The organism is Labrys sp. LIt4, assembly GCF_017813775.1.
GTDB classification, from domain to species: domain Bacteria; phylum Pseudomonadota; class Alphaproteobacteria; order Rhizobiales; family Labraceae; genus Labrys; species Labrys okinawensis_A.
The window spans coordinates 1-22,145 of sequence record NZ_JAGIPY010000029.1 but is presented as its reverse complement, the minus strand read 5'-3'; the positions used below and the strand labels follow the sequence as shown (position 1 = coordinate 22,145).

The following is a 22,145-nucleotide window of genomic DNA, read 5'->3' as shown; positions in this document are numbered from 1 at the left end:
CCTCAAATAGACCAATAGCGTACATGGGCTGTTCGAAGCCGAGACAATGATTTGGATCTGCGGCTAGGGATTTCAAGATCGGTCGCGCCAAGGAGAACAAGACAGCCGTCCCTGGCGGGCCTTCACCCGCCATAGCCGCCGACGATAGGCAGGATTTCACCGGTGATGAAGCTCGAACACTGAGGCGAGGCCAGGAACACATAGGCGGGCGCGATTTCCTCCGGTTGTGCGGGCCGGCGCATCGGCGTATCGCTGCCGAACTTGACGATGTCCTCCGCGGCCTTGTCCGACGGGTTCAGAGGCGACCATACGGGTCCAGGCGCCACCGCATTCACGCGGATTCCCTTTGAAATCAGATTTGCAGCGAGCGCCCGGGTAAAGGCATGAATGCCTCCCTTGGTCATGGAATAATCGAGAAGTTCCTTGGAGCCGAACATGCCAGTGACCGAGCCGGTATTGATGATGGCGGCTCGCTCCTTCATATGCGGTACGGCCGCCTGTGCCATGAAGAAATAGCCGTAGAGATTGGTCTTCAAGGTCAGATCGAAGTGATCCTCCGTCAGATCCTCGATGCTCTTGGCATGGACCTGGAAGGCGGCATTGTTGACGAGAACGTCGAGCCGCCCAAAGTGCGCGACCGTGGTTGCGACAGCGCTCTTGCAGAAGGCATGCGAGCGGACGTCCCCCTCGATCAACAGGCATTGCCGGCCTTCGCGACGCACGGCCTCGCGCGTCACATTCGCATCCGACGGCTCGCCGAGATGAACAATGGCGACATCCGCCCCTTCCCTTGCGAAGAGCACGGCGACGGATCGGCCTATTCCTGAATCGCCTCCCGTTATCAGGGCCACTCCGCCCTCCAGCTTGCCCGAACCGCGATAGAACGGCGCGTCATAGAGAGGCGCCGGGTCGAGGTCGGATTCCTGCCCTGGTTTGGCCTGGTGCTGCTGTCCGAAGGGCGGAACCGGATAGGCGCGAGCCCCGGTCTGCGGGGCAGAAGCCTTGGCGTCCTCCTCATGACGCAAATCAGCCTTGGCGATCTGTCTTTGGATCTGTCGCTGACGCTCGATGGTGCCATTGCTGGTCATGCTTCGCTCCTGTTCGCGGTTGCAGTCGCCATCCGAGGCAGAGATGGCTCACGCTGGTCTGCACCCGAGGCGATGCGGACCGGCCCTGCCTAACCGAGCCCGGTTGAGGTTGTTCCGGCAACTGTGCCGGAACAACCTGATGAGCCGGGTGGTTCGGCGAGGCGTTCGGCAAATCGAGTTCATGCCAATTGGAGTTCACGCCATGTCGATTTCCCACATGACCACCGACCATGCGCTCATTCGGCGTTGGGTCGAGGAGCGCGGCGGCGTGCCGTCGAAAGTCAAAAGCACGATGGATGGCGGCCTCCTCAGGATCGACTTCGGCGAGCCCGAGGAGGAACTGGAACCTCTGCCCTGGCCTGCATTCTTTGCCGTGTTCGAGGATCGCGACCTGGCCTTCCTCTATCAGGAACGCACCGAGGAGGGCGGAGTGAGCCGCTTCAACAAATTCGTTCAAAGGTCCTGAACCGAGCTGCGGCCGCCGCCAAGCCTGGAGCGTCCATCACGGTGCCGTTCCGTTGCGATAGTTGCGCAGGCTTTCGGCCGTGGGCGGCGGGGCGTGAATATCGAACTGGGTCCAGCCCTCGGCTTGATAGGACGTCCTGAGTTCATCGATATCGAGGGCTCCGCCTTTGCGCAGCGTCTCGGCCGTTTCAGCGCTTTTCTCGTCAGGCACTGTCGCGGACACCAAAGTCCGGCCACGCCGAACGCCTTCGGCGTAGACATTGGCGTCGGCCGGGGCCACGCCGGCATCCGTCATCGCGCCGACCAGACTGCCTGCGGCACCGCCGACGACCGCTCCACCCGTCGCGCCGAGGACGGTGGAGGCGAGCCAACCGGCCGCGACGGCAGGGCCTATGCCGGGAATGGTCAGCATGCCCAGACCTGCCAGCAGACCGCCGACGCTACCGACAGCCGCGCCCATGCCGGCGCCCGCTACGGCGTCATCGGCGACCGCATCCTCGTAGAAATTATCCGCATTGGAGGCAACCACGCTGATATCGGCACCGGGAATGTTGATGTCCTCAAGGGCATGCACGGCCCGCGTGGCGTCATCATAGCGATCGTATAAGGCTGAAACCGTACGGGTCATCCGCTCCTCCTGCCTCTGCAAGCTCAATCATCGCCAACAGGCCCGGCGAAGCTTGCCCTCGGCATCCTTGCATCACCTTCCTCGCGAGCCGAGGAAGGGTGCCGGCCTCACTTGGGCGCCTGCTCCGGCACGTTCCCGGGAGGAATGACCGGGGTGGTTCCGGTATCGGGCGCCGGTTTTTCAATTTCCTCATCGCCGGTCTTCGGTGGGGTCAACACGCCTTTGCAGCGTTCCATGTCCGGCGATGCCGTCTTTGGCCGGCGCTTGTCGCCGCCTTCTGCGTTGGCGCCATTTTCCGACTTGTCCTCGCTTTTTGACCGGTCGCGGGGGTTCGACTGGCAGGGATCGGCAGAACTTTTCGCGTTGGGATCATGGTCCGACGTCTGCGATACAGCCGGACTGTACAGCGCTATCCAGCACAGCGATGCTGCCAATAACAACCCGGTTCTGAAGGTGGTCCGGAAAGCGGTCCAAGCCACGAAATCAGACCACGCCGCGATATCAGAGCGTCGCATCGTCGGTTCTGCCTCCATCGGTATCCAGCTTGACGGCCCGTTCCATACGTCCAGGCAATTGAGGACCGCCGACGGAAACACCGCCCGTTCCCTCGGCGGTTGCATCATCACGATGCACCCGAGCATTGCCGCTCGCCGGGCTTATCGAGCCCGAGGCTTTCTCTGCCGGCTAAGTTGCTCGGTGTTCGAGCGGTTCATGGGTTCGAACTACCCATATCTCGCTTGGTTCCGGGCATGTTCGAAATCTCCAGCCCTGCGCCAGCGTATCGGTGGGTTCCAATCGAAATATGACTGGCCATTTATCAGCCGTTGACCGACTGTCGCGCCGACCTTTTATAGACCTACCCAGCCATGGAGATTGCCGTTGCCATATGTCAAAGTCGAGATTGCGAAAGGCATCGCGTCCGTCGAGCAGAAGAAAGCCGTAATCAAAGGCATGACGGACGTGCTCGTGAAAGAGCTTGGCCGTGATCCTGAATATATCTTCGTGGTCATCGACGAGGTGGATACGGACAATTGGGGCCGCAAGGGACAGTCGCTCACGGACCTTTGGAGCCAGCGAACGCCGACCGGATCCGAGAGCACCTGACAACCCTGGCCGGAGGGATGGCGCCCGAAGGCGCGAATCCCGGCCCTCCTTCTGCCTGGATCGCATGTTTCAACCTCGTGCCGGAAGGGTTGAGCAGGATTTCGCCTTCCCTCCCGGCACTTGGCTTCAGGCGCGGCCTGGCACCCTCATTTTCTCACCCATCGGCATAGGGACCCCTGAGCCCGAGCTTTTCGGTCAGTGCGGCGTAGCGATTGCTCTCCCGCACGAGCGTGGCGCCATAGCGTTGCATCAGGGTCTCACGGCGGTCGGGGTCCGTGGTCGACGACAACGCTCCCCAGATTGCGGCGAGGGATTCCACGGCCTCGCGCGCCTGGCGCAAGGCCGTTTCATCGGCAACCGCGCGGGCGATCGTCCCCCTCGTCACCGCACCGATGCCGTTGACGGTCCTGGCACCCGCATTGCTGTAGCCGGCCGGCAGGTCACCCTTCAGATTGGTGACGACGCCGTATTGGATGACGTCGAAGATCTGGTCGACCGCCTGCTTGGCGCCCTCCACCCGCGAGGGATGGTCCGTATCGGCTGCGGCATGGGGCAGCAGCTCGAGCTTGCCCGGATGACGGCTTTCCAGCGCGCGATAGGGCACCATCGGGCCTGACAGTGCGCCACTCTCCGGGTCGCGGAAGAGGTCGGCGTCGATGCAGGCATAGGCGACCTTGCCTCTTTCCAGAGCCGCATCGAGAGCCTCGGCATCGATGACTTCGCCGCGGTCGTAATTGATCAGCACGGCGCCGTCGGCAAGGCGATCGAGGATATCGATGCCGATCAGCGACTGGTTGGCGAAGCGGCCGGTCTCGGGATCGACCGGACCAAGGCCGGTGTGTACCGTGAGGACATGCGCGCCCTGCGCCGCCTCCTCAGCGGTGGCGGCGTATTCGACCCCTTCCGATTCGATCCACTCCCGGTGGCGCTCGCGAGCATGAATGGCGACCTGCATGCCGAAGGCGCTCGCCAGCTTGGCGAACTCGCGGCCGATATTGCCGTATCCGATGACCGCGACGCGGCGGCCCTCCAGCTTCTCGGTCGGAAAGTCGCGGAGATGCTTGCCGGTGTCGAACGCGCCGGCAACGACACGCCGGTGCAGTTCCTCCACCTTGAGGTCGGGCATCACTTTGAGCAGCGCCTTGAAGGCCATCTGCGCGGTGGCCCGGCTGTTGAAGCTCGGCGTGTTCATCAGGGGCGCTTCGCCGCCGACTCCACTGCCGCCGCCCCACGAAGCCGAGCCCATATTGCCGGTGCCGGCTCCGATGCGCACGCCACCGAGCGGAAATACCGAGTTCTTCGGCAGGAAAGTGGCGGCGGCGATGACGGCATCATACTGGCCCCGATCCGTCTGCGGCAGGATCTCCGCCTCGGTGCTGAGATCGGGTTGGTAGAAGAAATGGATGCGTCCCTTTTCCAGGGCCGCCTCGTCCTGGATGGCGCCGAGATGGAAGACACCGCCCTTGGCCTCGATATGGCGGCGCACCTCCTGATGGTCGGGCACCCCGTCGCCGTCGAAGCGCATGCCGATGAGATCGGCCACCAGCACCTTGTAGGCCCGGTTGGGATCGTCGCGCCTTACGCGATCGCCGCCGGCAGCGGCGCTTACCGGAAAAGTTTCGCCAAGCTTGGCGAGTTCTTCTTCCAGCACCACGATCTTGGCGCGCAGATAGGCATATTCGAGGTTGTCGAGCAGGGCATCGATGTCCTCCACCGGCCGGATGCCACCGATCCAGGCGCGATAATCGCCCGGCGTGCCCGGGAAGGCGTTGACATAGCGGGCAACGTCGAGGCCAGGCTCATGCTCGCCATTGGGATGGGTGATGCCCTCATAGGCCAGCAACTGCTTGGAGCGGGCGATGATGCGGGCATGAATGGCCGGGTCGGTGACATCGTCATCCCGGACGCGCAGCAGCGTCACGGCCGCGCCACGCCGCTCGGGATCGGTGACGCCGAGCTCGAACATCGGATGGCGTGCCACCCATGCATCGACGGCGGCGCGGTTGCGCACCGAGCGCTTGTAGAGATCCTGAACCGAACCGAGCCGCCGCTCCGACCGCAGGAGGCCGAAGGTCGTCTCGGCAAAGGCGAGGGTGGAATAGGTGTTGATCACGCCACCCAGCATCTTGTCCTGCGCCGGATCATAGATCGGCCCGACATTGACGGTGCGCTCGCCGGTAAGCGGGCGCTTGGGATCGACGGGCGCGACGATCTTGAGCTGGCGCGGGATCGCCCAGGACGGCGACTTCTGATTTCTTTCAACGAGATCGAGCGCCTGCGGCGTGAATGAAACGACGAAATAGCCCGAAATGCCGCCGATCGCCTTTTGAAACGGCATGAACATGCAGCATTTGGCAATGACGTTCTTCACCGCCTCCTCGCCCCAGGGCATGGCGCCGAGCATGGAGGTGGCATCGAGCACGGCATGGTGTTCGGCCGGGTTGCGGTCGAGCCATTCGAGCAGATTGGCGATATCTCCAGCCGTATAGGTGGTGGCGCCGGTGGTTTCGTGGCCGACGCCGATGAAGAGCCTGACGCCCATCTCTTCGAGGGCATCGGCGCTGGGAATTGCTCCCTCCTCCTCGGCGAAATGCACGCGGCTCTCATCGCCGTTATGGGCATAGCGGTGCATCTCGATGAGCTGCGCACCCCAGGATTGGCGGAAGAAGCCCCCGGCCTTGGCGGCTTCCGATTCCGGCCGAAGCGTGTCGACATAGACATGCTGGGCCGGGTCGTTGGCGGTGACGAGATGGAGGGCGCAAACCGTGAAGCCGCTATGTCCCCCGCCCAGGCCCACGGCCATCTTGTTGGCCTTGGGGAACTCGAAATAGCGGTGGATCTCCCGCATCATGTCGAGCAGGAATTTATCCGCCGGATAGCCCCGGTGCATGCTCCGACCGACTTCGGCGGTGGTGAAGGGGCCGAGATCGGCACCGCGGTCGTCGAGCTTGCGGTAATTCTTCTCGAGCCAGTTGTCGAACTCGAAGCGCAGCAGGCGCGCGTCGGCCTCGTCCGCCGTGCCATCGGTAATCGGCCCGACGCCGAAAAACGGATTGGACGTCCGTGCTGGCACCCCGGACCGAGTGGCCTGGAGGGCCGACTCTCTCTGGGCCTTCAACGTCTGTATATTCGCCATGAGCCGGCATCTCCTGTTGCGGGTAAAAGAGACTTCCACAGCGCGGCTATAATCGCCCCGGCGCAACCGCGATATCGCAGAGCCGTCATGGACGTGCCGATGCAAGGCGATATTTGGTCGGCGACACGCCGAAGGCCTTCTTGAAGAACGTGACTTTTGTCATTGCCGGGCTTGACCCGGCATCCCGTTCGACTCCCCTTGCGCGCGGGGTGGCTTTGATAGCCGGCCCAGGCCTGGCTATGACAAATTCGGCGTGCTCCTCTCCTTAAAGCGCGGTCCGGGGGAGCCGTCGCGTCTGGCTCCGAGCTGGGGGGTGCTTAGCCGAACAGTGACGCCAGGACGTAAACCAGCGCCGAAATGATGGCCGCGGCCGGAAGCGTCACCACCCAGGCGACGACGATGTTGCTGGCCAGCCCCCAGCGCACGGCCGAGACCCGGCGAGCCGCGCCGACGCCGACAATGGCGCCCGTGATCGTATGCGTGGTCGACACCGGAATGCCCAGCCAGGTCGCGCCGAAAAGGGTCAAGGCACCGCCGGTTTCCGCGCAGAACCCCTGCATCGGATTGAGCCGGGTGATCTTCGATCCCATCGTGTGCACGATCCGCCAGCCGCCGGCCAACGTCCCGAGCGCCATCGCCGCCTGACAGGATAAGACGACCCAGAACGGCACATAGAAGCTGGAACCGAGATAGCCTTGCGAAAACAGCAGCACAGCGATGATGCCCATCGTCTTCTGGGCATCATTGCCGCCATGGCCCAGCGAATACAGCGAGGCGGAGACGAATTGGAGGACGCGGAAGGTACGATCGACGGCGAAAGGCGTTTGCCGGACGAAGATCCAGGACACGGCCAGAATCAGCACCAGAGCGAGGAAAAAGCCGATCGCCGGCGACAGGAAGATGGCCGCGACCGTCTTGGCAAGGCCTGAGAACACGATGGCGCTTCCGCCCGTCTTGGCGAGGCCCGCGCCTACAAGGCCGCCGACAAGGGCGTGCGAGGAGCTCGAGGGAATACCGAGCAGCCATGTGAGCACATTCCACACGATCGCACCCATCAGCGCGGCAAAGATCACCGCCGGCGTCACGATGCCGGGATCGATGATGCCGGTACCAAGCGTCTCGGCCACGTGCAGGCCGAAGAAAAGGAAGGCGATGAAATTGAAGAATGCCGCCCAGAACACGGCATATTGCGGCCTCAGCACGCGTGTCGAAACGATGGTGGCGATCGAATTGGCCGCATCGTGCAGGCCATTGAGAAAATCGAAAATGAGCCCGACGACGATCAGTCCGACCAGGAGCGGCAGAGCGAGAGCTGTTTCCATCAGACGTTCTCGATGACGATGCCGCTGATCTCGTTGGCAACATCCTCGAAGCGGTCGACGACCTTCTCCAGTTCGCCATAGATTTCGCTGCCGATGAGATAGGCCATGGCATTGTTGGTGCCATTGAGGCGGAAAAGGTTCTTCAGCCCCTCTTCGAAGAGCTCGTCCGATTTGTCCTCGACCCGCGTGACCTCTTCGGCAAGCGCGCTGAGCCGTGCCGAATTCGGCCCGATCTGTGCGAGCAACGGGATCGCCTCGGCCACCAGATGCGCAGCCTCCGCGATCAGCACACCCATCTCCCGCATGCCAGGCTCGAAGGCATGCTGTTCGAAGCGCCGAATGGTCTTCACCGTCTTGTTGAGCATATCGATCGCATCATCCATGGACTGGATCAGGTCCTTGATGTCACCGCGATCGAACGGCGTTATGAAACTGCGGCGGGTTGCTAGCAGCACTTCGCGGGTGATTTCGTCCGCTTCGCCTTCGAGTTCGACGATGCGGCTGCAGTGCGCTTCGATGTCGCCCTCGCCTGCAAGCATTGCCTTCATCGCCTCCGCCGCGCCGACGACCGTCTTCGAATGGCGCTCGAACAAGTGAAAGAACTTGTCTTCGCGCGGCAGAAGCTTCTTGAACCAGCTGAGCATGCATCGACTCCGGCTGCAGACCTGTCACATAACGGTCATAGATGAAAACCGTTGCGCGTAAAGGTCTGGTCGAGAAAGACCTCCACCGGGCGGTGGCCGCTTCGATCCTGCACCAGGCGGCGATGCGGCCATGTTCGAGTGATGCGCACATCCGTTCGTTCGCCGGTTCACCTCACGACGCAACACGCCACTGAATCGGATTGACCCGGCCCAGTTTTGCATCCGCTTCGCATCGAAGGTGAACGAAGTCCCCAGGAGGGGACTGCCGGCATTCACGGGAGATACAGGCATGGCGCCTCCCCCGCCGACGCGCCCTTTCGATTGAGGTATTAAACATCAATAATAACTGTTGATATAGTCATATATATGCACTAAACTGAAAATCATATATAAATTATGGCACTCAGTGAGCCTGAGGTAATGATCACTGCAGCGCAATTGCGGGCAGCCCGTGCCCTTCTCGGCATCGACCAGAGAAAGCTGGCCGCGCTCTCGGACCTTTCCGTGCCGACGATCCAACGCATGGAAGCGCGCTCGGGCCTCATCAGGGGCAATGTCGACTCCTTGATGAAGCTCGTGGAGGCCCTGTCGACGGCCGGTGTCGAACTGATCGGCGAGGACAGCGTCAGTCCGGCAGGCGGACGAGGCGTGCGCCTGAAGCCATCCGCCCCCAAGATTCCGAACGCCGCCGGCACGAACGGGATGGAGGGGTGAAGCCATGATGCTTGCCCTCGCTTTGGGATCTGTCGCGGCCCTGTTGGCCATTGCACTCGCGGCGCTTGCGGCAATCCGACTCTCGCGCGCAACGTCTCTTACCTATGCTGCGAGCCTGGGCGCGTCCCTGATGCTGCTCGCCACAGCCTTGGTCCAATTGCTCGGGCGCCTCCCCGCAGCGGATCTGCGGTTGCCGCTCGGCCTGCCCTGGATCGGCGCGAATTTTCACCTCGACGCGCTGAGTGCCTTCTTCCTTGCCATCATCAATCTCGGTGCTGCCGCTGCAAGCCTCTACGCGCTGGGCTATGGGAAGCACGAGCACGAGCCGGCCCGCGTATTGCCGTTCTACCCGGCTTTCCTGGCCGGCATGAACGCCGTCATCCTTGCGGCGGATGCCTTCGCCTTCCTGTTTTCCTGGGAAATGATGTCACTGGCCTCCTGGGCACTGGTGCTCGCGCATCATCGTGAGGACGACAACCTCAAGGCCGGCTATGTCTATATCGTGATGGCGAGTTTCGGTTCGCTGGTCCTGCTGCTGGCCTTCGGCCTCTTGGCCGGCAGCCAGGGGGGGTACGCTTTCGACCAAATACGCCATCACGTCCCGGCAGGGGCGGTGACCGCGACGGTGCTCGCTCTGGCGACGCTCGGCGCCGGCTCGAAGGCCGGCCTGGTACCTCTCCATGTCTGGTTGCCCCTCGCCCACCCGGCAGCGCCGAGCCATGTCTCGGCCCTCATGAGCGGGGTGATGACCAAGGTTGCGATCTATGCCTTCATCCGCATCGTGTTCGACCTGTTGGGCCCGCCGGATTGGTGGTGGAGCGTCCCGATCCTGGCCGCTGCCGGTGCCTCGGCGGTCCTCGGTATTCTCCAGGCCCTGATGCAGACCGATCTCAAGCGGCTGCTCGCCTATAGTACGATCGAGAATGTCGGGCTGATATTCGCCGGCCTCGGCCTGGCACTGGCTTTTCAGGCCAATGGCCTTCATGCGGCCGCCGCATTGGCCATGACGGCGGCCTTGTTCCACATCCTCAACCACACGCTGTTCAAGAGCGTGCTGTTCTTCGGCGCCGGCGCCGTCCTGACCGCAACCGGGCAGCGCGACCTCAACGCATTGGGCGGGCTCATTCACCGTATGCCTGTGACAAGCGTCGTCGTACTGGTCGCCTGTGTCGCCATCTCGGCCCTGCCTCCGTTGAACGGCTTTGCCTCCGAATGGCTGACGTTTCAGGCCATCCTGCTCAGCCCGCAGATCCCCCAATGGGGCCTCAAGCTGCTGGTTCCGGCCGTCGGAGCCCTGCTCGCCTTGTCGGCAGCCCTGGCGGCTGCCTGCTTCGTCCGCACCTTCGGCACGATTTTCCTGGGACGCCCCCGCACGCTCGCGGCACAGGAAGCCCGCGAGATCGATCGCTGGTCGCAAAGCGCGATGATCGTGCTCGCCAGCCTGTGCCTGCTGGCGGGAATTCTTCCGGGCCTCGTCATCGATGGTATCGCACCGGCCGTCTCCTATGCGGTTCAGGCCCGCATGCCGGCACAGGCCGGCGTGGATTGGCTCACCATCATACCGGTTGCCGCCAGCCGCAGTTCATACAATGGCCTGCTCGTCTTCGTCTTCATCACCTTTTCGGCGTCATTGTCGGCCTACGCCATCCACCGTCTGGCGTCGCGAGCCGTAAGGCGGGGTCCCGCCTGGGATTGCGGCTTTCCCGACGCCAGCCCGATCACGCAGTACAGCGCCACCAGCTTTTCCCAGCCGATCCGCCGCGTCTACGGCGCCACGCTGTTCCGCGTGCGCGAAAGCGTGGACATGCCCAGGCCCGGCGACCAGCGGCCGGCTCGTCTTCTGGTGAGTCTGCGGGATCTCGTCTGGGATGGGATCTATGGACCATTGGCCAGGGCCGTCCTGCTCGCCGCGGATCGGCTCGACCGCCTGCAATATCTCACCATCCGGCAGTATCTGAGCCTGGTCTTCCTCCTGCTTGTCTTCCTGCTCGTGGTGCTGGCGTCATGGCCGTGATCGAAAGCCTGGCCATCCAGGCCGTGCAGATGTTGCTCGTGCTCTGCCTGGCACCGCTGGTCACCGGCCTGGTGCGGCGGATCAAGGCTCATCTGCTGCGCCGGCGTGGTCCTTCGCCGCTCCAGCCATACCGCGATCTTCTACGCCTCCTGCGCAAGGAGGTGGTGTTGGCCGACAATGCCTCCTGGCTCTTTCGCGTCACGCCTTATGCGATCTTCGCCGCGACGTGGGTAGCCGCCGCTCTCGTGCCGACCTTTGCCACCGGATTGCAATTCAGCTGGTCGGCCGACCTCATCGTCGTGATCGCGCTTCTGGGCAGCGCCCGCTTCTTTCTGGCGTTGGCCGGCATGGATATCGGCACGAGTTTCGGCGGCATCGGTGCCAGCCGCGAAATGATGATCGCCACGCTGGCCGAACCGGCGATGATCATGATCGTCTTCTCCGTCGCCCTCCTGGCCGGCTCGACCCAGCTTTCCTATCTCGCCGGCTTCATGGTCTCGGTCGGGCTGAGGGTATCGCTTGCGCTCGCCCTGATCGCGTTGGTGATGGTGGCCATTGCCGAGAACGGGCGGATCCCCATCGACAATCCTGCCACCCATCTCGAACTGACAATGGTGCATGAGGCGATGGTGCTGGAATATTCCGGACGCCACCTTGCGCTGATCGAGCTGTCGGCCTCGCTCAAGCTCGTGCTCTATGTCTCGCTGATCGGCTGCGTCTTCGCCCCGTGGTGGCTGGCCCCCGCCGGCGCGTCCGCCGGCGCCTATTTGATCGGCGCCGCCGTTTACTTCGTCAAGCTCCTGCTCGCCGCCGCCCTCCTCGCCGTTTTCGAGACGATGGTCGCCAAGATGCGGGTCTTCCGCGTCCCCGATTTTCTCGGCGCAGCCTTGATGCTCAGCCTGCTGGGCGCGCTTCTTCTCTTCGTGTCGAGGAGTTTGTGACATGAACGGGCTCGCCTTCGACATAGCCCATGTGCTGGCCGGCGGCCTGGTGCTGGTGAGCTTCATGATGCTCTACCAGAACCGCCTCTACGCCCTGCTCAACATCTTTGCACTGCAGGCGGTGGTGCTGTCCCTGTCCGTGGCCTGGCAAGCCTGGGTTCAAGGCGCGACGCACCTTTACGTCACCGCGATCATCGCCCTCGTCTTCAAGGCGATCATCATTCCCGTCGCCTTGCATCGCATCATCGGCCGTCTCGGGATTCACCGGGAAGTCGAGACAGTGGTCGGCGTGGGTTTGACCATGCTCGCCGGCATCGGCCTGGTAGCCCTGTCCATGGTGATCATGCTGCGCGTCACGGCCGGCGCCGATCCTCTGGCGCGCGAGGACCTTTCCTTCGCCCTTTCGGTCGTCCTGCTCGGCTTTCTCATGATGGTGACACGCCGCAACGCCGTCAGCCAGGTGGTGGGCTTCATGTCGATCGAGAACGGGCTGATCCTCGCAGGAACGGGGGCAAAGGGCATGCCCCTGGTGGTGGAGATCAGCGTCGCCTTTTCGGTGCTGATCGCCCTTTTTGTCATCGGCATCTTCCTGTTTCGCATCAGCGAGCGCTTCGACACCGTGGATTCCAAGGCTCTCGACCGCTTCCAGGGAGAACGCCAATGAGCGGCCTTGCCCTGGACGGTTCGACATCGATCCTGATCATTCCGATATTGGCCGCCCTGCTCATGGCGGTCCTGCCGGATTTCCGGCTGTCGGCCAGGCTGAATGCGCTTTCCGCTTTCCTGACCCTGGCGGCCGCCTTCTCTCTCTTGTTCTACAGGCCGGAGCCAGGCTCCTTCATCGTGGTCGACGATCTCAATATCGTCTTCCTGCTCCTCAACACCTTCGTGGCCTTCACCACCAGCGTGTTCAGCGCCAGCTATATCGGCCATGAGCTGGAAATCGGCCGGCTGACTCCCTCGCATCTGCGCTTCTATCACGCGATGTACCAGGTCCTGCTGTTTGCCATGAACCTCGCTTTGCTGGCCAACAATATCGGCCTCATCTGGGTCGCCATCGAGGTCGCCACGCTGACCACCGTCCTGATGGTGGGGATCTACCAGACCCAGGAGGCGATCGAGGCCGCCTGGAAATATTTCATTCTCGGCAGCGTCGGTATTGCGCTGGCCCTCTTCGGCACCATCCTGGTCTATATGGCGGCCCGCCCCATCGTCGGCGAAGGCGTGGACGGCATGGTCTGGACGGTGCTGCTCCGGCACGCCGCCGATTTCGATCCCGCCCTGCTCAATCTCGCCTTCATCTTCCTGCTGCTGGGCTACGGTACCAAGGCGGGCCTGGTGCCCCTGCATGCGTGGCTGCCCGACGCGCATGCCGAAGGGCCGACGCCGATTTCGGCCGTGCTCTCCGGCCTGCTGCTCAATGTCGCCCTCTATGCGGTGCTGCGTTTCAAGCTCCTGCTCGCCGCCAACCCCATGGCCATCGCGCCCGGGCCGATGCTCGTGACCATGGGCCTCGTTTCGCTCGTCTTCGCCGGTTTCATGCTCTATCGGCGCCGCGACATGAAGCGCATGTTCGCCTTCTCCTCCATCGAGCACATGGGCATCATCGCCTTTGCCTTCGGCATGGGAGGCCCGCTCGCCAATTTTGCCGGCCTCCTGCACATGACCATGCACAGCCTGACCAAATCGGCGATCTTCTTTGCCGTCGGCCATGTCGCTCAGGCCAAGAGCACCCAGAAGATGGCCGAAATCGGCGGCCTGACCCAAAGCCACCCGCCGCTCGGCTGGGGACTGGTCCTCGGCGTGCTCGCCATCGCCGGCCTGCCGCCCTTTGGGGTCTTCATGAGCGAATTCCTCATCGTGAGCGCCACGTTCGGGCGGCAGCCTCTGCTGGCCCTGGCGCTGGTGATCGGATTGCTGGTCGCCTTCGGTGCCCTGATCCTGCGCATGCAGGGGCTCGCCTTCGGTGCCCCGAAAGGAACGATCGCGCCGGTCAAGGCATCCTATGTTCCCCTGGCGCTCCATCTGGCCCTGGTCCTGATCGCAGGCTTCTATCTGCCTGCCCCGCTGGTCGCCTGGTTCCAGCATGTCGCGAACATGCTTGGATAGGAGGTAAGCCATGGCAAAGCTCTTAGACCTGCTGACCCGCAATTCCACGCCTGGAGCGCGTCTTTCCTGGCCCCATATCACGGCTGACGATGCCCTGTGGCAGGACCTGACCGAACAACTGCCGGAAGGCGCCGTCACGCTCCTGGGCCTCTGGGGCGACAATCGGGAAAGTGGCGCGGTCGTTCGCGTCGCGGTGATCGATGAAGCGCGGCGGATCGGGGCGGTGGTCACCCACGAATGCCCCGGTGGCCAATACCCCGCCTTGAGCAAGGCTCACCCGCCGGCGATGCGCCTCGAGCGCACCGTGCACGATCTTTTCGGGCTGTTGCCGATCGGACTGCCGGATACGAGGCCATGGCTCGACCACGGAATGTGGCCGGTGCGGCACCCGCTCGGCGATCGGACACCGTCCCCCGGGTCGGCCCCGCCCTATCCATTCCTGAGCGCGCAGGGCGAAGGCCTGCACCAGATCCCCGTCGGGCCGGTCCATGCCGGCGTGATCGAGCCGGGTCATTTTCGGTTCACGGCCGGCGGCGAAACGGTCGTCCGGCTCGAGGAACGGCTCGGCTACACCCACAAGGGCGTGGAAGGGCTGATGATCGGCGCCGATCTCAAGCGCGCTGCCCAGTTGGCCGGTCGCGTGTCAGGCGACAGCACCGTCACCTATGCCCTGGCCTTCTCCCGTGCCGTCGAAGCGGTCCACGACGTCATGGTGCCGGCTCGCGCCGTGTGGCTGCGGGCCCTAATGGCGGAACTCGAACGGCTCGCCAATCATTTCGGCGACATCGGCGCCATCTGCAACGACGCGGCGTTCGCCTTGATGCACGCCCATTGCGGCGTGCTGCGGGAACGCGTCCTGCGTACCGCGATGAACTGCTTCGGACACCGCCTGATGATGGACCGTATCATTCCCGGCGGCGTCGCCAACGACCTCAGCGGCGATGGAGAGGTCGCGCTGAGCGGTCTCCTGGCCGAAATTCGCCGCGGCTTTCCAGCCCTGGTGGAGCTCTATGACAACACCGCCTCGCTGCAGGACCGGACGGTGGGAACCGGAATCGTCGATCCGGCATTGGCGCGCCAATATGGATGCGGCGGTTTCATCGGCCGGGCATCGGGGCGAAGTTTCGATACGCGTCGTGTCCTGCCCTATCCACCTTATGACGAACTGCGGTTCGAAATACCCGTCCTTTCCGATGGCGACGTCAACGCCCGGGTCTGGATCCGGATCAGGGAGGTCGAGCAGAGCCTGTCGCTGATCGACCAGATCCTCGAGCGCCTGCCCTCAGGCCCCGTCCGTGTCGAGCCGTCCCGGGCAAGAGCCGGCGAGGCGATCGCCTTGGTGGAAGGCTTTCGCGGCGACATTCTGGTCTGGGTCAGTCTCGACGGGCAAGGACTGGTCCGCCGCTGCCATCTGCGCGATCCGTCCTGGTTCCAGTGGCCCCTGCTCGAAGCGGCGATCGACGGCAATATCGTGGCCGATTTTCCGCTCTGCAACAAATCCTTCAACTGTTCCTATTCCGGACACGACCTGTGAGGTTCCGGCCATGAGACGTCTGCTGTTCGATACGCTGCGCAAGGCCCCGCTCACAGAGCCGGCGCCCTCACCGCACGATCCGGAAATCGCCGGCCTCATCGCTCAACTGGGCCAGTCCGCCCAGGCGCGGCTCGGCCGCAGCCTCGCCATCCGCGAGGTCGATGCCGGCTCCTGCAATGGCTGCGAGCTCGAGATCAACGCTCTCGGCAACGCATTCTATGATTTCGAGCGGTTCGGCTTGCACCTCGTGGCCTCCCCACGCCATGCCGACGTGCTCCTGGTTACAGGACCTGTGACGCTGAACATGCGCCAGGCGTTGCAGAGGACCTATGAGGCAATGCCCTCGCCGAAATGGGTCGTCGCTGCCGGCGGATGCGCGCTCGACGGCGGCCTGTTCGCGGGTAGCTATGCCTGCGCGAAGGGGGTATCCGACATCATACCCGTCGATCTCCATATTCCCGGCTGTCCGCCCACCCCCACCGCACTGCTCAAAGGCCTTCTGGCGCTTTTGAGCCGAACGCAGATGTAGCCGGCACTGTCACGCGAGGGGCGTTGCGCCCTCGCCAGCACACCGAATGAACAGCCTCTTCGTCACGATCGAGGTTGCTCGGCCGATATTTGATGGAGTGATCATGACCAACAACGATGAAGACTATATCTATGACGAGGCGACTGGCGAATGGCTGCCAGCCTCGCAAGTAAAGGCCACCGCCGATGCCGACCAAAAAATGGTTCGAGATTCGGCCGGCAATGTCCTTGCCGACGGCGACGCGGTTACCCTCATCAAGGACCTCAAGGTCAAGGGAACCAGCCTCACCCTGAAGCAGGGGACCGTGATCAGATCGATCCGCCTCACCGACAATGATGAGGAGATCGACTGCCGCTATGAAGGGATCAAGGGCCTGGTCCTGCGCACGGAATTCGTGCGCAAGCGTTGACGGCCCGCGGCGTCTTCCCGAGGGCAGCCGCATCCCAATTTCCACAGCCGGGCTGGAAGGAGGCCATCGTCGCCATGCCGGTCGCGTCGGCATGCTGCGGCTTGATCCAGATCAATGCCGAGGGACCGAGTTCATGCCCTCTATGCAGGAACGGGATGACGACGCGGCACATGGAAAAAACCGATAATTTGGTGCGAAGATGTAACGAGATGATCGCGGAAGGGTTGGATTTCCCCACGATATGGGAGACCTATCTGAGGCGCCACGCTGCCGTGATCGGCCCGCCCATCCAAGGGTATCGGGACAGTGAACCCATCCTGACCATCCCTCTGTTTTATCGACAGACTTTGGTCTTTCCCTCGACGAAAGGCCGGTTCGCGATCGAGTGAAGGCCTGGGTAGCCAGCGGCTGCCTGGCGCACGGGTGGTGGAGCTCTTCCATGGCCGCCCTTCGCCCGTTGCATTTCTCGCGCCCCGACCGGTGGGCCACGCCGGGAATACGTCGCCGGTCAGCCCGAGATGATTTCGTAATAAAGGATCTGAGCCTCGCCGAGGGATGATTGCAAGCCGGGCGATATCAAGCCGGACCCGAAGAGCAGGACGTCTTCGCGGCGCACGAAGACTTCATGGTCAGGTCGGGTCGAGACGAAGGTGCCCGACGAGCTTCGTTCGATGAGCCTGGCTCTGCCGTTCGAAATGGTGAAGGTCGCGTGATGCCTCGAGACCCAGGGCCGCGGCACGACGATATTGCATTCCGGAGACCGCCCGATGGTCACCAATTCGTTGTTGCGGCAGGATCGCAGCTGATCGCCATATCTGATCACGAGATTGACGTGCCGTGTCGAGCCGGCAACCCTATCGAAGACGGTGCTCTGGCGGCCAAGCTGCGTATTGGGAATACCGTCGTCGTCCTGCAGGGTATAGACGTCAAACGGCTCCTGCTTGCCCTTGAAAGCCATGCTGTCGAGAAGCCGCAAGGCACTGCGGCTGTCCGAGGAAAGGGCTTCGAAGAAGCTCTGGCTGACCAGCACCTCCCCGGGATTTGCCGTGGTCGACAATCTCGCGGTGACGTTGACGACATCGCCGAAAATGTCGCCGCGCATTCGAATGACCGTTCCGAAATGCAATCCGATCCTGGCCTTCAACAAGCCGCCCCTCAGTTGGCTGCTGATCTGGCGGACAGCCTTCAACGCCGCCTCCGGCCTCGTGAACAGGCTGAGCACGTCGTCGCCTTTGGAGTGAATGAAATCACCGCCGTATCGGCCGGTGATCCCGCGCACCTCATCCAGGCATTCCGAGATTTGCTGCAGAGCACCAACATCGCCGATGCTCTCGTAGAGCGGCGTGCTCCCCACGACATCGACCAAGAGGACTGCGGCTAGGACTCTCTCCTGATCCATCGACGTGCACCGCCCCAGAGCGCAATACTTCTATAATATACCAAAATTGCCGCAGGCTTCATTACCGGAAATTACTCCGGCTGAATTTCGCCCGGCAGTTCAAGCGAGCCAAAATGCTGCATGGCGTGATCGTAGAAGACCGCTGCCGCAAACTGCTGGGTCGATCGTGCCCGCACCATCAAACCGAAGCGATTGGTTGGTAGATCCGGATCCTCCAGCGCCCGGAACCGCAGGGCGCCGCTTCTGAGCTCATTCTGTGCGCCAATCGGTGTCATAACCGAGGCATAGCCTCCGATCAGCGCGAGTTCGACCAGCATGCGAATGGAATCGACTTCGACCAGAGAGGGCAGATTGAGCGCCGACCTCTGCAGGAAAGGTTCGATGACATCCCTGATGGAGATCTCCGGCTTGGCAACCGCCATCGGAAAGGCGATGCAATCGGCCAAGGTGAGCGTTGGGACCTTCATAAGAGGGTGATCGGGGCTCATGACCACGCCGATCCTGACATCGCGGCGAGCGGCAATCTCAACATGTTCGGAGGGGCGGGCAACGAAACCGAAACCCACATCGGCGCGCTCATCAGCAAGCCGCGCGATCACTTCGGCCGAACTGACCACGGACACGTCGACCTGCAGGCGCGGATAAAGCTGCCTGAAATCCGTGATGAGTTGCGGCAGGAAGGATATGCCGACGCTTTCAACGGTCACCACATGCACCGTGCCCGTCTTCAGTCCCCGCAGCATGTCGAGCTCGGATACGGCGGCCTCCAGCGGTATGCTCAATCGGCGTATATGGCGATGGAGCACCTGGCCCGCCGGCGTGAGCTTGAGTTCGCGCCTGTCGCGCTCGAACAACTCCAGCCCCAGGGCATCCTCGAGCTGGGCGATCTGCCGTGTTACCGCGGACGAGGCGATGTTGAGCCGACGTCCAGCGCCGCGGATGGACAGGCATTCAGCCGCCGCATTGAAGTAGATGACCGATGGTTGATAGAAAATTCGCGCAAGATTTGCAGGCGACATCGCATGATTGCGCGGCCGGGTTCCTGAGGCGCCGGCAGCGGTGCGGGAGCGCGGCTCGCTCTTGGACATTAAGCACCCACCCCGTTCCACTGGTGCCGATTTGGCAGCGACATGCTCGACAATCGGAAATTGCAAGAACGTATCGAATTCATAGAATTCTATCAAGAGTCGCAAGCCGGCCGTGAACCGCTGAAGGGAACATTGCCGGTGACGCCACCTGGCTGCAGTCGGCCTCTTCGCGCTCGGGCCTCAGACCTCGTTTCTCGATACTTTCGTATATCGAGCGATGAGCCGCTGACTGCGAGCATTCGAATGACGGGGGACTATGATGCTGTGCGGAAGATCTGAAAGCTGGGGTCCACAGATCTTTATGAAGGACGCAGCCGTTGCTTATACGCAAACCGCGTCAAACTCGATCTACTATGTCCAGCAGGCGCATACGATACACGTCCATCTTGCCGCAGAGCCTCATTGGGAGGTTGCGCTGAATTCGGATCGCAAGACCGTGGGCATGGCACCGCTCGGTGCAATTGACATCGGTCCGGCGGGCAGCGAGGTTTTTGCCCGGTGGACGCGACAAAAGCGCAGCATGCGGCTGGATATAGATCCCGCCCGCCTCAAACGGCTGGCATCCATGGAGTTTGACGGCGACACATTTGAATTGCAACCCCCGAAGTTCGGCTTCATCGACAAGAAAGCCCATACGCTGTCGCTATGGATGCAGCGCGAATTCGAAACCGAAGGCGGCTGCAATCTGGAAACCCTTGATGCCTTTGTCACGATCTATGCCATTCACGTGCTCAGGACGTATTCATCTCTTCAAAAATACCCATCTCCATCGATAGCAGGCGGCTTGCCTCCAACGATATGGAACCGGGTGAAGGACTTCATCTACGGCAATATCGCGACGACGTTGACCATCGAGCAGTTGGCGGCGGTCGCGCAGATCTCTCCGAGTCACTTCAACCGGGCCTTCAGGCAGACCACCGGACAATCGCCGCATCAGTTCGTGATCGCGGCTCGGCTCGAACATGCTCGAAATCTCGTTGTCACGACCAGGGCTCCACTCAGCCAGATCGCCGAAGTCACTGGTTTTTCGAACAACAGCCACATGACCGCGCTGATGAAGCGCACCTGGGGTATGACTCCCTCGCAAATCCGCGTCGAGCACCAGCCGGGACTCCGTTGACGTTTGGAACCGGAGCAAAACCGCGCACCGGCATAAACGGCTATTTCCGCATGGCTCTTCGTTTTGACAGATCTTTGCGATTCTTGGCGCTTCCCCTGATCGCGAAACGTCTCAGGGCGAGAAGCGGGATACCAATCCTTCAAGCACCAAAATAAGGTAATATGATAGCTTAACTCGAACATTCGGAAGCCCGCATTACGCCGCGCCGGCCTCTCCCATATTGATTATTCAAGACAATTAACGACTGATAACTTTATAAATTTAACAAATCATGCCGCATATTTGGGCTGGGAGCTTGTCGTCCTCTTCAATATAATACCGCAGCCCAGGTGATCGATCGTGTCCGGCAGGCTCTTGCCGTCGGATCCGAAATCCTGAGAGGGGAGCTTTTTTGGCGGCGCGACCACGCTGCAGCATTCGTTTTCCGAAGATGCGTGACCTATGCCGCATGCCTCCAGCGCCGCAATAGCCTGTCGAGAAAAACATCCTCGAATGAGAGATTGCGATAGCGCCATTCGATCCATCGTCGAGGAAGCGATAATCCGGTCGGGCATGCCAAATGGTGATCAAGCGCGGGCAAGATAACAAGTGGTTTATCGAGCACGAGGGTGCACAAGCGCCTTATGAGGTCATCTACGCAGGCGATGGGATTTTCTCGATTTTCTACATCGTCGACGAGGCCACAAAATATCCCGTGGCGGTTTTACAAGACGCAAAGTCGTGTGAACGCATGGCACTCATGCATCACTATAGCCGCCAGCGAACCTGATCCGGCCACAGCGGTTGTGTATCCACGCCAGCTTGGTTGAATGCAGCAGACATGGCGCGATAGGTCAAAAGGCTGAAAGTCCTGCATTCGGACCTTCCCATGATTCAGCCGGCGCGACACCGGTTCCTCTTCTGCGGGGGCATTCCACGACATGTTGCAGGCTTCCACACCGGTGACGGGCTCAACCAACGATTCCGCCTATCCCGTTGGGATTATAATACGCTTTGGCTGATACAGTTTCCAAGCCGTTGGAGTAACGGTCCCGCGCCGCGATTGTCCGCGGAGTGCCCCACTATCGGCTACACAATGGGTATATCGATGTACAGGATTGAGACTTGTCTCCCCGATAGGGGAGGTGGATATTTAGTATATTGGGTGCTAATGTAAGTAAAAAATCGTTACAATCTGCGGAAAATGCAATGACTAAAGACTCAAATGATTGCGTACTCGAAATAGTACTTTCAAAGGATTCTGTGTTTGTATTGGATTCATATCTTTCCGCGCAGAGAGACTGCTCGCTCACGAGAGAAGACCTGATCCGGGAAGCTATCGAGGTTTATTTGGCTTATTTGGTAGAAAAGCGGCTCAATTAGCTCTTTGACCCTCAGATCCAAAAGAAACGGGCCGAGGAACAGGTAACCCAGGCCTGCGCACGAAGTTCATAGGCGCTCAACACTGCAGACGATTTATAAAATTTATGTAAATTGACATGGAATAAATAACTCAACGTGTATTTACTAAATTCCGTAGCCAGAAAAGGTTATCTTTATATTGAATAGGTATTGTTGACTGAATCGAGCTACAGTCACTATTGTTGTCTTCATAGCTGTCACGGCTCGGGGCAGTCATATCGTGTCGTCGTAACTCTCAGGTGCCGATTTGGCGAATGCCCCTCACAAGATCCACTTGTGTGTCATGCCCGACTTTGCCGCTCGTTGGTGGTGTTGGAGATGTGAGCGGGATTTGGCGAACAGGTCGCGTTCGGCCTCCAAGCCACGGCTGCCTGCGTGACCGGCAATAGCCAAACATAGATCTCGTATCGGGAAGTATTTAAGTATGCGCGGTATCATTCTTGCCGGCGGGAGCGGCACGCGGCTCTATCCGATGACGAGCATCGTGTCGAAGCAATTGC

The 22,145-nt window shown here is 61.5% G+C and carries 21 protein-coding genes; 13 read left to right on the top strand and 8 right to left on the bottom strand.

Annotated features, from left to right (window positions below; genetic code table 11):
- Positions 1 to 122: 122 nt before the first annotated feature.
- Complete coding sequence (locus J8I29_RS29145; protein ID WP_209434339.1) at positions 123 to 1,088, bottom strand: SDR family oxidoreductase; 966 nt, start codon at positions 1,086 to 1,088, stop codon at positions 123 to 125.
- A gap of 202 nt (positions 1,089 to 1,290) precedes the next feature.
- On the opposite strand from J8I29_RS29145, the gene J8I29_RS29140 reads away from it, so the two are divergent.
- Positions 1,291 to 1,554: a hypothetical protein gene (locus J8I29_RS29140; RefSeq protein WP_105860115.1), complete on the top strand. Its 264-nt coding sequence runs from the start codon at positions 1,291 to 1,293 to the stop codon at positions 1,552 to 1,554.
- A 36-nt stretch (positions 1,555 to 1,590) separates the two neighbouring features.
- Here the strand turns inward: J8I29_RS29140 and J8I29_RS29135 are convergent, their stop codons facing one another.
- Together J8I29_RS29135 and J8I29_RS29130 are read right to left on the bottom strand one after the other, a co-directional pair.
- Positions 1,591 to 2,181, bottom strand: coding sequence for a general stress protein (locus tag J8I29_RS29135; RefSeq protein WP_209434338.1), 591 nt, complete (start codon positions 2,179 to 2,181; stop codon positions 1,591 to 1,593).
- A gap of 107 nt (positions 2,182 to 2,288) precedes the next feature.
- Positions 2,289 to 2,804 carry a hypothetical protein gene (locus J8I29_RS29130; protein ID WP_209434337.1) on the bottom strand — a complete coding sequence of 172 codons (516 nt, stop codon included), beginning with the start codon at positions 2,802 to 2,804 and terminating at the stop codon, positions 2,289 to 2,291.
- A 256-nt stretch (positions 2,805 to 3,060) separates the two neighbouring features.
- Here J8I29_RS29130 and J8I29_RS29125 point away from each other — a divergent pair, with 256 nt between their 5' ends.
- Positions 3,061 to 3,285 carry a 4-oxalocrotonate tautomerase family protein gene (locus J8I29_RS29125; protein WP_245197490.1) on the top strand — a complete coding sequence of 75 codons (225 nt, stop codon included), beginning with the start codon at positions 3,061 to 3,063 and terminating at the stop codon, positions 3,283 to 3,285.
- A gap of 154 nt (positions 3,286 to 3,439) precedes the next feature.
- Here J8I29_RS29125 and J8I29_RS29120 read toward each other — a convergent pair whose 3' ends face one another.
- The 3 genes from J8I29_RS29120 to J8I29_RS29110 all read right to left on the bottom strand — a co-directional run bounded on the left by J8I29_RS29120 (position 3,440) and on the right by J8I29_RS29110 (position 8,387).
- Positions 3,440 to 6,421: an NAD(P)-dependent oxidoreductase gene (locus tag J8I29_RS29120; RefSeq protein ID WP_209434335.1), complete on the bottom strand. Its 2,982-nt coding sequence runs from the start codon at positions 6,419 to 6,421 to the stop codon at positions 3,440 to 3,442.
- Positions 6,422 to 6,738: 317 nt separating this feature from the next.
- Complete coding sequence (locus J8I29_RS29115) at positions 6,739 to 7,743, bottom strand: inorganic phosphate transporter (RefSeq protein ID WP_105860111.1); 1,005 nt, start codon at positions 7,741 to 7,743, stop codon at positions 6,739 to 6,741.
- A complete protein-coding gene (locus J8I29_RS29110) occupies positions 7,743 to 8,387 on the bottom strand; it encodes a DUF47 family protein (protein WP_105860110.1) in 645 nt (214 codons plus the stop codon). Before J8I29_RS29110 ends, J8I29_RS29115 begins: the two co-directional genes overlap by 1 nt.
- A 420-nt stretch (positions 8,388 to 8,807) precedes the next feature.
- Between J8I29_RS29110 and J8I29_RS29105 the strand changes: the two genes are divergently transcribed.
- The 8 genes from J8I29_RS29105 to J8I29_RS29070 all read left to right on the top strand — a co-directional run bounded on the left by J8I29_RS29105 (position 8,808) and on the right by J8I29_RS29070 (position 16,637).
- Positions 8,808 to 9,101, top strand: coding sequence for a helix-turn-helix transcriptional regulator (locus tag J8I29_RS29105; protein ID WP_209434334.1), 294 nt, complete (start codon positions 8,808 to 8,810; stop codon positions 9,099 to 9,101).
- Between the two features lie 4 nt (positions 9,102 to 9,105).
- Positions 9,106 to 11,115, top strand: a complete 2,010-nt coding sequence (gene hyfB, locus J8I29_RS29100; protein ID WP_209434333.1) for a hydrogenase 4 subunit B — start codon at positions 9,106 to 9,108, stop codon at positions 11,113 to 11,115.
- Complete coding sequence (locus tag J8I29_RS29095; RefSeq protein WP_105860107.1) at positions 11,106 to 12,056, top strand: NADH-quinone oxidoreductase subunit H; 951 nt, start codon at positions 11,106 to 11,108, stop codon at positions 12,054 to 12,056. The genes hyfB and J8I29_RS29095 overlap by 10 nt, the downstream gene beginning before the upstream one ends.
- Position 12,057: 1 nt before the next feature.
- Positions 12,058 to 12,720: a hydrogenase-4 component E gene (locus J8I29_RS29090; RefSeq protein ID WP_209434332.1), complete on the top strand. Its 663-nt coding sequence runs from the start codon at positions 12,058 to 12,060 to the stop codon at positions 12,718 to 12,720.
- Positions 12,717 to 14,165, top strand: coding sequence for a hydrogenase 4 subunit F (locus J8I29_RS29085; RefSeq protein WP_209434331.1), 1,449 nt, complete (start codon positions 12,717 to 12,719; stop codon positions 14,163 to 14,165). Before J8I29_RS29090 ends, J8I29_RS29085 begins: the two co-directional genes overlap by 4 nt.
- A 10-nt stretch (positions 14,166 to 14,175) precedes the next feature.
- Positions 14,176 to 15,699, top strand: a complete 1,524-nt coding sequence (locus J8I29_RS29080; RefSeq protein WP_209434330.1) for an NADH-quinone oxidoreductase subunit C — start codon at positions 14,176 to 14,178, stop codon at positions 15,697 to 15,699.
- Between the two features lie 10 nt (positions 15,700 to 15,709).
- Complete coding sequence (gene nuoB, locus J8I29_RS29075) at positions 15,710 to 16,228, top strand: NADH-quinone oxidoreductase subunit NuoB (RefSeq protein WP_209434329.1); 519 nt, start codon at positions 15,710 to 15,712, stop codon at positions 16,226 to 16,228.
- Positions 16,229 to 16,331: 103 nt separating this feature from the next.
- Complete coding sequence (locus J8I29_RS29070) at positions 16,332 to 16,637, top strand: zinc ribbon domain-containing protein YjdM (protein WP_209434328.1); 306 nt, start codon at positions 16,332 to 16,334, stop codon at positions 16,635 to 16,637.
- A 508-nt stretch (positions 16,638 to 17,145) separates the two neighbouring features.
- Here J8I29_RS29070 and J8I29_RS29065 read toward each other — a convergent pair.
- Entirely contained in the window at positions 17,146 to 18,036 is an 891-nt protein-coding gene (locus J8I29_RS29065) for an adenylate/guanylate cyclase domain-containing protein (protein WP_209434327.1), read from the bottom strand.
- A gap of 71 nt (positions 18,037 to 18,107) precedes the next feature.
- Positions 18,108 to 19,124 carry a LysR family transcriptional regulator gene (locus J8I29_RS29060; protein ID WP_209434326.1) on the bottom strand — a complete coding sequence of 339 codons (1,017 nt, stop codon included), beginning with the start codon at positions 19,122 to 19,124 and terminating at the stop codon, positions 18,108 to 18,110.
- A 301-nt stretch (positions 19,125 to 19,425) separates the two neighbouring features.
- On the opposite strand from J8I29_RS29060, the gene J8I29_RS29055 reads away from it, so the two are divergent.
- From J8I29_RS29055 to J8I29_RS29045, 3 genes are all read left to right on the top strand, one after another.
- Positions 19,426 to 20,244, top strand: a complete 819-nt coding sequence (locus tag J8I29_RS29055; protein WP_209434325.1) for an AraC family transcriptional regulator — start codon at positions 19,426 to 19,428, stop codon at positions 20,242 to 20,244.
- Positions 20,245 to 20,803: 559 nt separating this feature from the next.
- The gene (locus J8I29_RS29050; RefSeq protein WP_105860098.1) at positions 20,804 to 21,013 is read left to right on the top strand and encodes a hypothetical protein; all 210 of its coding nucleotides are present in this window, start codon (positions 20,804 to 20,806) and stop codon (positions 21,011 to 21,013) included.
- A 1,056-nt stretch (positions 21,014 to 22,069) separates the two neighbouring features.
- On the top strand, positions 22,070 to 22,145 hold a 76-nt coding region (locus J8I29_RS29045), incomplete at its 3' end, for a sugar phosphate nucleotidyltransferase (RefSeq protein ID WP_209434345.1).